General features: G+C 39.6%; 15 protein-coding genes. 13 read left to right on the forward strand and 2 right to left on the reverse strand.

Going from position 1 to position 13,804, the window contains the following annotated elements:
• Positions 1 to 232 precede the first annotated feature (232 nt).
• The gene (locus tag ACFQ0V_RS02250; protein ID WP_381009203.1) at positions 233 to 586 is read right to left on the reverse strand and encodes a GIY-YIG nuclease family protein; all 354 of its coding nucleotides are present in this window, start codon (positions 584 to 586) and stop codon (positions 233 to 235) included.
• Between the two features lie 304 nt (positions 587 to 890).
• Between ACFQ0V_RS02250 and ACFQ0V_RS02255 the strand changes: the two genes are divergently transcribed.
• The 3 genes from ACFQ0V_RS02255 (at position 891) to ACFQ0V_RS02265 (ending at position 2,538) form a co-directional block, all read left to right on the forward strand.
• Entirely contained in the window at positions 891 to 1,082 is a 192-nt protein-coding gene (locus ACFQ0V_RS02255) for a hypothetical protein (protein WP_381009205.1), read from the forward strand.
• 103 nt (positions 1,083 to 1,185) lie between these two features.
• Entirely contained in the window at positions 1,186 to 2,184 is a 999-nt protein-coding gene (locus ACFQ0V_RS02260; RefSeq protein ID WP_381009207.1) for an alpha/beta hydrolase, read from the forward strand.
• 111 nt (positions 2,185 to 2,295) lie between these two features.
• Positions 2,296 to 2,538 carry a hypothetical protein gene (locus ACFQ0V_RS02265; RefSeq protein WP_381009209.1) on the forward strand — a complete coding sequence of 81 codons (243 nt, stop codon included), beginning with the start codon at positions 2,296 to 2,298 and terminating at the stop codon, positions 2,536 to 2,538.
• Between the two features lie 105 nt (positions 2,539 to 2,643).
• Here the strand turns inward: ACFQ0V_RS02265 and ACFQ0V_RS02270 are convergent, their stop codons facing one another.
• Complete coding sequence (locus tag ACFQ0V_RS02270; protein WP_381009211.1) at positions 2,644 to 3,036, reverse strand: VOC family protein; 393 nt, start codon at positions 3,034 to 3,036, stop codon at positions 2,644 to 2,646.
• Between the two features lie 76 nt (positions 3,037 to 3,112).
• Here ACFQ0V_RS02270 and ACFQ0V_RS02275 point away from each other — a divergent pair, with 76 nt between their 5' ends.
• The 10 genes from ACFQ0V_RS02275 to lon all read left to right on the forward strand — a co-directional run bounded on the left by ACFQ0V_RS02275 (position 3,113) and on the right by lon (position 13,802).
• Positions 3,113 to 3,619, forward strand: a complete 507-nt coding sequence (locus tag ACFQ0V_RS02275; protein WP_381009213.1) for a hypothetical protein — start codon at positions 3,113 to 3,115, stop codon at positions 3,617 to 3,619.
• 64 nt (positions 3,620 to 3,683) lie between these two features.
• Positions 3,684 to 4,772, forward strand: a complete 1,089-nt coding sequence (locus tag ACFQ0V_RS02280) for a helix-hairpin-helix domain-containing protein (protein WP_381009215.1) — start codon at positions 3,684 to 3,686, stop codon at positions 4,770 to 4,772.
• Positions 4,773 to 4,785: 13 nt separating this feature from the next.
• Entirely contained in the window at positions 4,786 to 5,031 is a 246-nt protein-coding gene (locus tag ACFQ0V_RS02285; RefSeq protein ID WP_381009376.1) for a DUF3006 domain-containing protein, read from the forward strand.
• A 183-nt stretch (positions 5,032 to 5,214) separates the two neighbouring features.
• Positions 5,215 to 5,880 (forward strand): peroxiredoxin, encoded by a 666-nt coding sequence (locus ACFQ0V_RS02290; RefSeq protein ID WP_381009217.1) that lies wholly within the window; start codon positions 5,215 to 5,217, stop codon positions 5,878 to 5,880.
• 54 nt (positions 5,881 to 5,934) lie between these two features.
• Entirely contained in the window at positions 5,935 to 6,165 is a 231-nt protein-coding gene (locus ACFQ0V_RS02295) for a hypothetical protein (protein WP_381009219.1), read from the forward strand.
• A gap of 152 nt (positions 6,166 to 6,317) precedes the next feature.
• Positions 6,318 to 7,340, forward strand: coding sequence for an arsenic resistance protein (locus ACFQ0V_RS02300; protein ID WP_381009221.1), 1,023 nt, complete (start codon positions 6,318 to 6,320; stop codon positions 7,338 to 7,340).
• Positions 7,341 to 7,464: 124 nt separating this feature from the next.
• Positions 7,465 to 8,430, forward strand: a complete 966-nt coding sequence (locus ACFQ0V_RS02305) for a tetratricopeptide repeat protein (protein ID WP_381009223.1) — start codon at positions 7,465 to 7,467, stop codon at positions 8,428 to 8,430.
• Positions 8,431 to 8,540: 110 nt separating this feature from the next.
• Positions 8,541 to 9,836, forward strand: coding sequence for a trigger factor (gene tig / locus ACFQ0V_RS02310; protein ID WP_381009225.1), 1,296 nt, complete (start codon positions 8,541 to 8,543; stop codon positions 9,834 to 9,836).
• A gap of 121 nt (positions 9,837 to 9,957) precedes the next feature.
• On the forward strand, positions 9,958 to 11,256 hold the full coding sequence (clpX, locus tag ACFQ0V_RS02315) for an ATP-dependent protease ATP-binding subunit ClpX (RefSeq protein ID WP_381009227.1): 1,299 nt from the start codon (positions 9,958 to 9,960) through the stop codon (positions 11,254 to 11,256).
• Positions 11,257 to 11,489: 233 nt separating this feature from the next.
• Positions 11,490 to 13,802 (forward strand): endopeptidase La, encoded by a 2,313-nt coding sequence (gene lon, locus ACFQ0V_RS02320; protein WP_381009229.1) that lies wholly within the window; start codon positions 11,490 to 11,492, stop codon positions 13,800 to 13,802.
• Positions 13,803 to 13,804: the final 2 nt, after the last annotated feature.

Below are 13,804 nucleotides of genomic sequence, written 5' to 3' on the forward strand. Positions count from 1 at the left end.
TGTGACACTACTTAAGCATAGCATGAGGAAATAAAATGCTGAAAAAAGATGAAGAAAATGGAGGCTAAATAAAATGTTTATAACTAAAAAATAAAGAAAATGTCATGTTAATCATTATAAAAAAATAAAAAACAATAAAAATAGGTATTTACAATCATTTAAATTAAGAGCACAAATACCTATATAAAAATATGTAAAAAAGCACAAATCGGACTGATTTGCGCTTTTTATATTAATGGTCAAAAAAGACTTTATCTCGATTGTATTTAGCAAATTTCGTATTAATATAATACGTTTCTAACATTTCACGATGCATCGGATCTTCGATAAACCATACTTCGATTCTCGCAATGTCGTCACGTGCGTCTTTTAAGGGTGACACATTATCTTCTAAGTGGCGCTTGACACGTTGGCGTAATTTACGTGCTTTGCCAACAAATAGTACATTACCTTCTTCATCTGAAAATAAAATGATACCACCACGGTCACGCGGAATATCATGAATGTTTTTATAAAATCCGAATAAAGGTTCATCTGCTTGTTTCATAATTTTCACATCTGGATAGCGTTCTTCAACTGTAATCATGTTTTCTCTCCTTCACTGCGTATTTGCTCATAGTAGACGACAAATACTCTGTTAGTTTACCATAATTTGAACGAACAATGGAAGAAATATTGAAAAAGAGAGTGTATTTCATAATATTCAATAATAGTTCACAAATGAATAAGTAACAATTTCGACTTATATATAGGTAGACACTGAACTAGGATTTAAGTGAAGCCTCTTCCTATTCTTCAAAAATGAAGTATAATAGAAGTGATTGAAAGTTTCCTTAAGCGAAAATTACTTTCGATATTCCTATTTTTATTACAGAAAGGGGAGAATTTTTGTGAAATTCAAATCAATGATTCCAGCACTCATTCTTTTGCTTGCAGTAGTATGCATGCCAAGCTTAGCCTCAGCATCAGAACCAGTGATTGACACGACGACGGAGAACACGGTGACTTTGACAGCGACGGCAATAGGTTTAATTGGTAGCTTAATTATTTTACCAACTTTGATGTTTTTATACCGTGATTAAACTTTAAAAATCTTTCACTTTTACAAAGTGGAAGATTTTTTTATGTTTTAAGAAGTGAGGGAAGGGAAAAGATGAACATTATCTAAAGAATGAGGGATGTTAAATGGCTATTTATGATATTTCGTTTCCATCTGCGAATAAAAGAGATACGGTTATGGCAAATTACTATACACCACTTCAAGAACCGATTGGAATTATTCAAGTGATTCATGGATTTTTGGAACATCATCGTCGCTATTCCCGCATGATTCAACATTTTGTTGATGCGGGATATGTCGTCATCGCAACAGATCATATTGGACATGGATTAACTGCAAAGAACAATAATACATTCGGTAATGTAGGAAAAGGTGGATATGAGGCTGTCATTCAAGATGAAATTACATTGTACCAATTAGCGAGAAAGCAATTTGGGAAAGAGTTGCCTTACTTTATTTTCGGTCATAGTTGGGGATCTTTAATCGCCCGTTGTTTAACGGAAAAATTGCATAATATGTTAGAAGAAGACATCAGTGGAGTTGTATTGTGTGGGACGGTCGTGCCATTTTTAAAGAACGACTCCATGATTGAGCAATTTAGAGAAAAGGTTGAAAATGGTGAAGGAGGAATGTGTGATGATACTCTTGCTGCACAAGTTTTCAAACTATTACTTGCTCGTGTGGAGAAGGTAGTGCATGGGAATGAATGGATCGCTATCGACGAGGGAGTCATTCAAGATCATGTAAGAGATCCGTTGAATATAACAGGAAGTTTAACGTGTGAAACGGTATACAATTTTTTAGCGCTTAATGAATGCGTGAATGCACCTTCTTTTTATGAGAAATTTCCAAAGCATGTTCCAGTTTTACAAGTTGCGGGGGATCAAGATCCAGTAGGGTTGTACGGAGAAGGAGTGTACCGAGTTGCAAATGGATTGAGAAACGCTGGTATGAAAGATGTGACGACAATCATGTTCCCCTCTTATCGACATGAAGTTCATAATGAGCCAAAATTAAGAGATGCGATTATAGAACATTGTCTATCGTTTTATGTTCATTTTAAACGATTTGTCGAAAGTGGACTCACTAAAATAATCACTCTTTTCATCGTGTACAAAGTATAGCGGGGGTTTGAATAAAAAGTCAGAAAAGTAAGAATGAAAAACATTAAAAAACATCTAGCGTATAAAAACAGCTTATATTACGATAATATTTGGAAGAAGAGGTGAAGATGTATGACACCGAATCAGATTGGATTTGCGTTGTTATATTTAGGATTATTTTTACTTATTGGAAAATGGCTACGTGTGAAAGTAAAGTGGCTTCAAAACTTATTCGTTCCTTCCTCTATTATTGGAGGATTTGTAGCGCTTTTAGTGGGTCCACAAGTGTTAGGGAAATTACTTGCACCCCTTGTAGGAGATGCATCATTTTTTGTAGATGGAGTCATTCCTTCGACTTTTATTTCGGTAAGATGAAAGAGTCTGCTTAAAAAAGATGAGAATGTAAAGAAAAATAAAAGACGCATGAAATCAGGTATGAACCTTTTGATTTCATGCGTTTTTTAATGTTTGCATATTGTATCATTCAACGGTAATTTGCCAAGACATTCCGAACTGATCGATGCACCAACCGAATGAACGGCTGAATCCGTAGTTATCTAACGGCATTAAAATAGCGCCGTTTCGCTTCAGTTTATTAAATAAGTCTTGTTGTTCGAAAACAGAATCTGCTGTAATGAAAAATGAAAAGCTCGGTGTGAAATCGAATTTATGCTCGACGGGGCTATCATTAATGAAGAAGCGGTTGCCATCGATTAAAAGTAGAGCGCTTTTCACCGTACCTTCTGGGCCTTCTTCATTCGCCTCGTACAATTCCATCGTCACTAACTCCGTATTGGGCACAGTTTTCAAATAAAATTCAATCGCTTGTTTCGCATTTCCTTGGAACATTAAAAATGGTGTAATTTCTTTCATGTATTCGTCATCCTTTCCTCGTCTCTATATTACTACAACATGGTACAATGAAAACAAAAAAGAAAGGAGCATCATTGTGAAAAAACTATTCATCAGTTTGTTTGCTTTCATGTTCATTGTCGGTTGTTCGCCTAAAACAGAAGGAGTTGACGTCGTCTTCCCATATTTTTATTTTGCGGATTTACCGATTGCAGATATTCAAGAAGACTTCGATCATGAACCGTTTGAAAAAATAGCGCGTAATGAACAGCGCCAAGTCGTCTTTACGATGCCAGAAGAGCGCCGGGAGCAATTAGAGCAACAAACGTATGACAATATGATCGCTTTTTTAGATAAGGATGTCAGCATGTCCTTCCAAAAGATTGAACATAATGAAGATTATACGGAATTCACATTGCATGTCGAAGAACAGAAGTATGTTAACTATCAAGAGGAGAATTTACTATTCGTGTTATTAGAAGATAGTGTATTACATCAAGTGTACAGCAACAAAGATCCAGAAACGATTCGTACAGTAGCGACAATTGTGAACGAACACGGAGAAGAAATTCAAAAAATTACACTAGAAGATGACAATGCGTGATGAAATAATTTTAATTTAGCAAGAAAATGGTATACTGTAAGCAATTCGTAAAGGAGGCATTGTTGTGAAAAAATCATTTATCGTTATCGCTACATTAATTGGCGTAGCGGTCGCTTCTTTATTTTTAGGAAGGCAAGGGAAGAGTGAGCCCCCTGTGACTGAAGAGAAGAAAGATCAACAAACATTATCGAATAAACCGATGTCTGTCCATTACATTGATGTCGGCCAAGGAGATGCTATTTTCATCGAAACGCCGAATGGCAAAACGATGCTCATTGATGGCGGAAAGAAGTCGCAAGGAGAGAAGGTTGTTTCATTCATTAAAGACAAAGGGTATGAAACAGTGGACTACGTCGTGGCGACTCATCCAGATGCCGATCATATCGGAGGACTCATTTCAGTATTAGAACAATTGAATGTTAAACAATTTATCGATAGCGGAAAAGTGCATACGACAGAGACGTATTTACAGATGCTTCAGTTAATTGATGAGAAAAATATCGATTTCGTCGTTCCGAAACTAGGTGATGCGATCGATATGGATCCAGAAGTAGAAATGCTCGTCGTCAACGCTGTTGAAGATGCGTCGAACAATAATGAAGCGTCTATCGTCGTCTATGCGGTGCACGGTCAAACATCGTATTTATTCACAGGAGATGCCGATGTGTCGATCGAGCGTCAAATGATGAAAGATTTTAATATCCCGACGACTGTGTTAAAAGCAGGGCATCACGGCTCGGATACGAGTAGCGCGCTCGACTTTTTACAAACGGTGAAACCGGAAGTTGTCGTGCTTTCTTACGGCGAAAATAATAAATACGGTCACCCACATGATAGTGTTTTACGCAATATCGAAAAAGTGGGTAGCATGATTTATTCGACGGCTGAATCGGGAACGATTACCGTGACGTCTGATGGGAAAGCGTATCGTGTGGAAGCGGAGCCGTGGAACACGTTATCAGGTTTAATTAACATTAACACCGCTTCAAAAGAAGAGCTCCAATATTTACAAGGCATCGGGCCGACGACTGCGGATAAAATTATTCAATATCGTCAAAAGCAACCGTTCCGCACGACCGAAGAAATTATGGAAGTGGATGGCATCGGACCGAAAACATACGAGCAAATTGAATTAAAAATAAAAGTAAAATGAGGTGATCATCTTGATGCTCATGTATACAGTAGATCGAATCGAGGACGGCTACTACGTTTTATTGAAAAAAGGCAACGAAGAAGACGAGTTGCTCATTCCTGTTCATGAAGTGCGAAACGAAGCTGAAGAAGGCGACGTTGTATCGATTGTTGAATTGGATGGAGTCGAACAGAAATACGAATTGCACGTGCGGACAGAAGTCACTTCGAAAATGCGTGAAGATGTGACTGCGCTGTTAAGAAAGCTACAAAATAAATAACTGGGAAGTTGTGGACAATTTGTTCACAACTTCTTTTTTTAGGTTGAATTTAGGTGAGCATATTCATTTACTTCTGCGTGCATACCCTTTAATATAAATAGTGAAGGGGGTATGAGGAATGTTGTTAAATCAACTTTCGAGCCCTCATTTAGAAACGAAATAAAAATAGAGGAGAGATTATCAATGACAGAAGTTCAAAACGAAAATGTAGAAGTACGTTCATTACCACGCATCGGATCACCAGCTCCACAATTCGAAGCGAAAACGACACACGGTGTATTGAAGTTAGAAGACTACAAAGGTAAATGGTTAATTCTTTTCTCTCACCCAGCAGACTTTACTCCGGTTTGTACGACAGAGTTCATTGGATTCCAAGAAATGTATCCAGAACTCCGTGAGATGAACACAGAATTACTCGGACTTTCAATCGACAGTGTACACTCACACATCGCATGGGTACGCAATATCGAAGAAAAGTTCGGCGTAGAAATCGAATTCCCAGTCATTGCAGATTTAACGATGGACGTTGCGCACAAATTCGGTATGATTATGCCAGACGAAAGCGATACAGAAACATCACGTGCTGTATTCGTCATGGACCCAGAACAAGTCGTTCGTGCGATTATTTACTACCCATCAGCAATCGGCCGTAACATGGACGAAATTAAACGTCTCCTCATCGCATTACAAACTGCGGATGAGCACAAAATTGCAACACCTGCTAACTGGACGAAAGGTGAGCGTGTCATCGTACCACCAGCTCCAACACAAGAATTAGCAGCAGAGCGTATGAACAATCCAGAGTATGAGTGTAAAGACTTCTACTTCTGTACGAAAGAAATTAAATAATACGTGACAGGGGGTGAATATGCCTCCTGTTCTTCATTTAAAGGAGGAATTACAATGGCATGTGGAACAGATTTGACAGCATTATCACAATCTGAAAAGGCGATGCTCGCAGTCATCCAAGAAGAAGCGAAAACAGCAGATGACATTGCGAAAGAATCGAAACAACCTATTTTTAAAGTACGCAGCGGGATGCGTTCGTTAGTAGAACGAGAGTTTGCGCAAGAAGAAGGCGAAGCCTATCGCGCGACGGAAAAGGCGATTGCTCGTTTAAAAGAAGAGGCGTAATCGTGTTGCTCTCTGCATTTTATGTAGAGGGCAATCTTTTTGAGCAAATGAATAGCATCGAACCAAACATATGGTATAATAGAAAATAAATACGCATCGGCGTATATTTTTTTACATAAAAATATACCCTTAGGGGTAATGGGGGATTCGTTATGAAAACATTTTGGACGATTTATCGTGCACCAGCAAAATATTTAATGTACAGTGTACCTTTAACTTTACTCATCGGGTTTATCATCGGTTTAAATTTTGATACGACACCGATGAAGTCGACCTTATTAATTGGAACGATCATTATGATTTACGCGACGATGGTCGGCTTTAACTTTAAGCAACTCGCTTCGACAGCCGGCTCGAAAGTGCTTATCTTTTCCGTCATCATCAACTTTGTCATCATTCCGGTGATTGCATTTGGCCTTGGAACATTGTTATTGACCGGGCGTGCGGATAACGGAGCGATGTTCGCAGGACTTGCCATTTCGGCATTACTTCCGACGAGCGGGATGACGATTTCTTGGACGGTCTTGCAAAAAGGAAATGTTGATGCAGCGGTCAAATTGACGATTTTCGGACTCATTTTAGGTTCTTTATTAGCGCCATGGTATTTGCTTGTCATGGTTGGGCAATATGTGCCGATCGACATTTGGGGAACGATGAAAACTATTTTACTCGTCGTTTTCGTCCCGATGATTTTAGGTCATTTCACATTTAAGTTATTATTGCGTAAAATGACGCCACAACATTTTAAGAAGAACGTGAAACCGAAGTTCGGGCCATTGAGTATTTGGGCGATGCTTTACGTCGTCTTCATCAGCATTAGTACAGGTGCAAAGATGATTGTCAATAACTTGGAGCTTATTGCGATTGCGGTCGTCGTCTTATTATTGTTCTATGCGATTAACTTCGCAATTAGTACGTTTGCAGCGCTTAAATTTTTCAATCGTGAAGACGGAATCGCGCTCGTTAACGGAACCGTGTTGCGTAACTTATCCATTGCGATCGGTTTAGCGGCGACATCATTCGGTCCTGAAGCGGCACTTATCGTAACACTTGCATTCATTATACAACAACAAGGAATTGCAAACTACGCTCAAATTTCAATGCGTAAATGGTTTAAGCCGACAGAAAAGCAAGAATCTTCTACATCTGCTCAAGAAAAAACACAAACGACATAAATTTAAAGAGCTCAAACGACATGTTCAACTCGTTTGAGCTTTTTTCGTTACGTTCATCGGCACTATATGTAAGAAAGTTATGCTATTATGAAACAAAAGAAGAGATTTGTGAGGAGGTGACAAGATGAAAAAATATCGACACGTCCAACGTCGAGGCAATCTTGTCGTATTTCCAGGAACGTTAGAACGACTCGTGCAAGAAGCATATACGTATTTTGAACGCGCTCAATTTGCAGAAGCGATCGACTATTTTGAGCAAGTACTTGCACTAGACCCATTTCATGAAGAAGTGATGGGGCCTTATGCGTATGCCTTATACGAAGAAAAACGTTACCCAGAAGCGAAAGAGATTACGGAGCAATTATTGCAAGAAGATGAATATGACACAATTGAATGGATTGAGCTGTATTTAACGATTTGTATTCAATTGCGGGAATATGATTACGTATCGACGGAAATCGAACGGTTGTTACAGGAAGATGCAATCCCTGAACATGCTTTGAAAAAGTTTCATTATTTAAAGGAATTAAATGAGCGACTTGTCCATAAATATGAAGAATTTGAACAACGAGTGCCTGAAGTCAAACTTCTCTCATTCGCTCAATTTTTTGAATTATCTCCTTCAGAACAACAAAATGAGCTCGTGCGCATTCGAGATGTCGGCAAGAGAAGTTTCCCTTTACTGCGTGAAATTGTGACCCAGAGCGAATCTCCTTTTTTGCAAACGAATGCTTTGCTCTTACTGAAAGAGCATGATGATTCAGAACCATTGCTCGTTAAAAAATATGAGATGGAACGACAGATTGTACCCAATTCATTGTCACATCCGTTCGAAAATGATAAAGTACAACAAGTGATCTCGCAAGTAGAGCAACGTTTAGAAAAGTCTCCTTCACTCATCGAATTCACATTCGCGATGATTCAAAAATATAGCATTGCCGCTTATCCATTCCGATGGGAAACGTATGAAGTGGAAGAAGTTGCGAAGGCTTACTGTCAATATGCGCAATCTTTATTTGAGGATGGAGAATTAGGTGAGGATCCGATATTGACACATATTCGACAAGTCGATGCAGAAGAGATCGGATAAGCGAGCACAAAAACTGTTGAAACCATGAAGGACTGTGATATACTGAAGTGGTTATCGATAGTGAAATTAAACATAATGTAATGGAAATACAGATTCGGAGGGTATTAATTATGTCAGTCAAATGGGAAAAACACGAAGGAAATGAAGGAACATTAACGTTCACACTTCCTGCTGAAGATTTCAAAAAAGCGCTCGACGCAGCGTTCAAAAAAGTAGTTAAAACAGTTCAAGCACCAGGTTTCCGTAAAGGAAAAATGCCACGCAAAATGTTCGAAAAAATGTACGGTGAAGAAGCGTTATACAACGATGCATTAGACATCGCTTTACCAGAAGCATACACGAAAGCATTAGACGAGTCAGGTATCGAGCCAGTTGCTCAACCACAAATCGACATCGAACAACTTGAAAAAGGAAAAGATGTTATTTTCACAGCGAAAGTTGTCGTGAAACCGGAAGTTGAACTTGGAGAATATAAAGGTCTTGAAGTAGAACAACTTTCTAAAGAAGTAACAGATGCAGAAGTTGATGAGTTTTTACAATCACGTCAACAAGCATTCGCTGAAATGGTTGTTAAAGAAGAAGGAACAATCGAAGACGGCGATACAGTAACACTCGACTTTGAAGGATTCGTCGATGGCGAAGCATTTGAAGGCGGAAAAGCTGAACAGTACGACCTCGAAATCGGTTCAGGTTCATTCATCCCTGGATTCGAAGAGCAAATGGTAGGAATGGCAAACGGAGAAGAAAAAGACGTTGAAGTGTCATTCCCTGAAGAATACCATGCAGCGGAACTTGCTGGAAAACCAGCTACTTTCAAAGTGAAAGTTCACGCGATCAAAACAAAAGAAATTCCAGCACTTGACGACGAACTTGCAAACGAAATCGACGCAAGCGTTAAAACAGTTGCAGAATTAAAAGAAAAAACGAAAGCAGACTTAGCAGAACAAAAAGCGGTTCACTCAGATAACACAGTGCGTGACGTTTTAGTTCAACAAGCTGCAGACAATGCAAAAATCGACGTACCAGAAGAAATGGTAGAAGCAGAAGTAGACCGCATGGTTCAAGAATTCGAACAAAATTTACAGAGCCAAGGGATGAACTTAGACTTATACTTCCAATTCTCAGGTCAAACGAAAGAGCAGTTACGTGAACAAATGGCTGAAGAAGCGATGAACCGTGTACGTGTATCACTTACATTAGAAGCGATTGCAAACGCAGAATCAATCGCAGCGACAGAAGCAGACGTTCAAGCGGAACTCGAAAAAATGTCTGAGCAGTTCAACATCGATACTGAACAAATTAAAGCAGTACTCGGCGGAACAGCAACGATCGAAAACGATATTAAATTACGTAACACAATCGAATTTTTAGTAGACAACGCAAAAATTACAGAAGCTCAAGAGTAAGACAAATCGAAAACAAGGTGCGTACATCGTACCTTGTTTTCGCTCATACATAATGAAATCGTATTAGTTGCACAGAGACATATAATCTTGTAAGATTGTCATTTGAATAGGGGTGAGCATAATGTTCAAATTTAATGATGAAGATAATTTAAGCTGCTCTTTCTGTGGAAAGAGTCAAGACCAAGTGCGAAAATTAGTCGCAGGTCAAGGTGTATATATTTGCGATGAGTGTGTTGAACTTTGTGCTGAAATCGTAGAAGAAGAAGTAGGCCTCGAAGAGAACTTCGAATTAACAGACGTTCCAAAACCACGCGAAATCCAAGAGATTTTAGATGAATATATTATCGGCCAAAACCGCGCGAAAAAATCACTCGCGGTAGCGGTGTACAATCACTACAAACGAATTAATACGAATAGCAAAGTAGATGACGTTGAACTTGCGAAATCGAATATCGTTTTGATCGGTCCAACAGGTAGTGGTAAAACATTGCTCGCACAAACGCTCGCACGTATTTTAGACGTGCCATTTGCGATTGCAGACGCGACGAGCTTAACAGAAGCAGGTTATGTCGGAGAAGACGTTGAAAATATTTTACTTAAAATTATTCAAGCGGCAGACTTCGATATTGAACGTGCTGAAAAAGGAATCATCTACATTGATGAGATCGATAAAGTAGCTCGTAAATCTGAGAATGCTTCAATTACACGCGACGTGTCAGGAGAAGGCGTTCAACAAGCATTGCTTAAAATTTTAGAAGGTACGGTAGCGAGCGTTCCACCACAAGGCGGACGTAAGCACCCACATCAAGATTTCATTCAAATCGATACGACGAATATTTTATTTATCGTCGGAGGAGCATTTGATGGAATCGAAGAAATTATTAAACGTCGTACCGGTCAAAAAGTCATCGGGTTCGGTTCAGCTGAAGCGAAAGCAATCGATGATGCAACGCTCATGTCAAAAATGATACCGGAAGATTTACAGCAATTTGGTTTAATTCCAGAGTTTATCGGACGTTTACCAGTCATTGCAACATTAGAACAATTAGATGAACAAGCGCTTTATCGCATTTTAACAGAACCGAAAAATGCTATCGTAAAACAATATAAAAAAATGGTAGAACTCGATGATGTTGAATTGAAATTCGAAGACGACGCACTCATTGCGATTGCTGAGGAAGCGATCGAACGTAAAACAGGTGCACGTGGATTACGTTCGATTATCGAAAACATTATGCTTGACGTCATGTACGAATTACCATCGCTCGATGAGGTAACAGAATGTGTTATTACGAAAGATGCTGTACTTGGCAAAGCACAGCCGACATTGTATCGTGCGGATGGAACAATTTATGAATTAGAGCAATTAGGTTTCTCAAATGAAAGAGCGACAGGGACATCTTTAACGAATTCACGATAAGTGAAGATGTGATATTTCATGAATGCACATGAAAGTGTTAACAATTTACTGTGTGAATGACCTGTCACCCTATACGAGTCAAATACAAGGTGGCATCATTCGCGATTTTCAAAAAGAGAAGCATATGACATAAAAGAAAGTAAAGCTGACTTGTGCGAAATCCCTCCTGGAGAAATTGAGTGGATTTTGCTTGTCAGCTTTTTTCATCATGTACATAAGAAAGGATGTCTAACATGGTAGAAATAAAAACAAATGTACCTTTATTGCCTTTGCGAGGACTGCTCGTTTATCCCGAGATGCTATTGCATATCGATGTCGGTCGAGAGCGTTCCATCTATGCATTAGAAGAAGCGATGGCGATGGATGGCTATATCTTTTTAACGACACAAAAAGATACGCGAGATGAAGATCCGACAGAAGAAGAATTGTATACGGTCGGCACGTATGCTAAAGTGAAGCAATTAAAAGAGCTGAAAAATGGGACATACCGTGTCATGATTGAAGGAGTATGTCGCGCGACATATACAGAATATGAAATGGTTGATTTATATCCGACGGTTACATTGACGTTACAGCGTGATGAAGTCGAAATGACACCTCAACTTGAAGCGGAAGTACGCGTATTAAATCAATATTTTGAGTCATACGGAAAAGTATCACAACGCATTTCGAAAGAAACGATTGAATCAGTTGCTTCGATTAAAGAGCCAGGGCGTTTAGCAGACATGATCGCAACACACTTGCCACTCAAACTCGCTGCAAAACAAAAAGTGCTCGAAATGTTTTCTATTTCAGACCGTGTGAAATGGATGACGAATCGCTTAGCAAGTGAGCAAGAAGTGATTCGTTTAGAACGTCGCATTAGCAAACGAGTGAAAGAAGAAGTAGAAGCGACACAGAAAGAATATTATTTACGTGAACAACTGAAAGCAATTCAAAAGGAATTAGGCGACAAAGATGGTAAGAGTGCTGAAATTGTTGAATTGGAGAAGCGTATTGAAGAAGCAAAAATGCCAGAGCACGTTTCAGAAGCGGCATACCGTGAGTTACGTCGTTACGAACATATTCCACAAGCGTCTGCGGAAAGTGGCGTCATTCGTAATTATTTAGAATGGCTCGTTACATTACCTTGGTCAGTAGCGACAGAAGATACGTTAGATTTAACTCGTTCAGAAGAGATTTTAAACCGCGATCACGACGGATTAGAAAAAGTGAAAGAACGTATTTTAGAATATTTAGCGGTGCGTCAAATGACAGATTCGATTCGTGGCCCAATCATTTGTTTAGCAGGACCACCAGGGGTCGGAAAGACGTCACTTGCTCGTTCAATCGCTGAGTCATTGAATCGCAATTTCGTCCGTATTTCATTAGGCGGGGTGCGCGACGAGTCTGAAATTCGCGGTCACCGTCGTACGTATGTCGGAGCGATGCCAGGACGCATTATCCAAGGAATGAAAAAAGCAGGTACGACAAATCCCGTCTTTTTATTAGATGAGATTGATAAAATGTCGAATGATTTCCGTGGAGATCCTTCTAGTGCGATGTTAGAAGTGCTAGACCCTGAACAAAATGCGAACTTTAGCGACCATTATATTGAAGAAACATATGACTTATCGAATGTCTTTTTCTTAGCGACCGCGAACGATATTAGCACAATTCCAGGTCCGTTACGTGACCGAATGGAAATTATTCAACTCGCAGGTTATACGGAAATGGAGAAAAAAGCGATCGCACTCAACCATCTCATTCCGAAACAGTTGAAAGAACACGGTTTGACAAAGTCACAAGTGAAGTTCCGTGAAGACGCAGTGGAAGATATTATTCGATACTATACGCGTGAAGCGGGTGTACGTAATTTAGAACGTGAAATTGCGAACGTTTGTCGTAAAGCGGTGAAACAACTCGTTTCAGGTGAACGTAAATCGATGACGATTACAACGAATACTTTATCTAACTACCTCGGAAAACGTAAATTCCGTCACGGTTTAATGGAAGAGCAAAGTGAAGTTGGTGTTGCGACAGGTCTTGCCTATACACAAGTAGGAGGCGACACACTTCAAATTGAAGTGGCGCTTTCTGAAGGGAAAGGCAAGCTCGTCTTAACAGGAAAATTAGGAGAAGTGATGCAAGAGTCTGCTCAAACGGCACTTTCATACGTCCGTTCGAATGCGAAAAGTTTGAACATCGATCCGAAATTCTACGAAAAGACAGATATTCACATTCACGTGCCAGAAGGAGCAGTCCCGAAAGATGGTCCATCTGCAGGGATTACGATTGTGACAGCACTCGTATCAGCGTTGACGAACCGACCGATCCGTCGTGACGTCGGAATGACAGGGGAAGTGACGCTTCGAGGAAAAGTATTGCCGATTGGTGGATTAAAAGAGAAATCGTTAAGTGCGCATCGTGCGGGCATCCGTACTATTATTTTGCCATATGACAATGAACGAGATTTAGAAGACATTCCTGAAAGTATTCGAGAAGAACTCGAATTCCACCTCGTGAAAGATGTTAAAGAGGTCCTTTCACTCGCTTTGGAGGCGTAGAA

Origin of the sequence: Savagea faecisuis (genome assembly GCF_042675605.1) — a bacterium.
In the GTDB taxonomy this organism is placed as follows: domain Bacteria; phylum Bacillota; class Bacilli; order Bacillales_A; family Planococcaceae; genus Savagea; species Savagea faecisuis.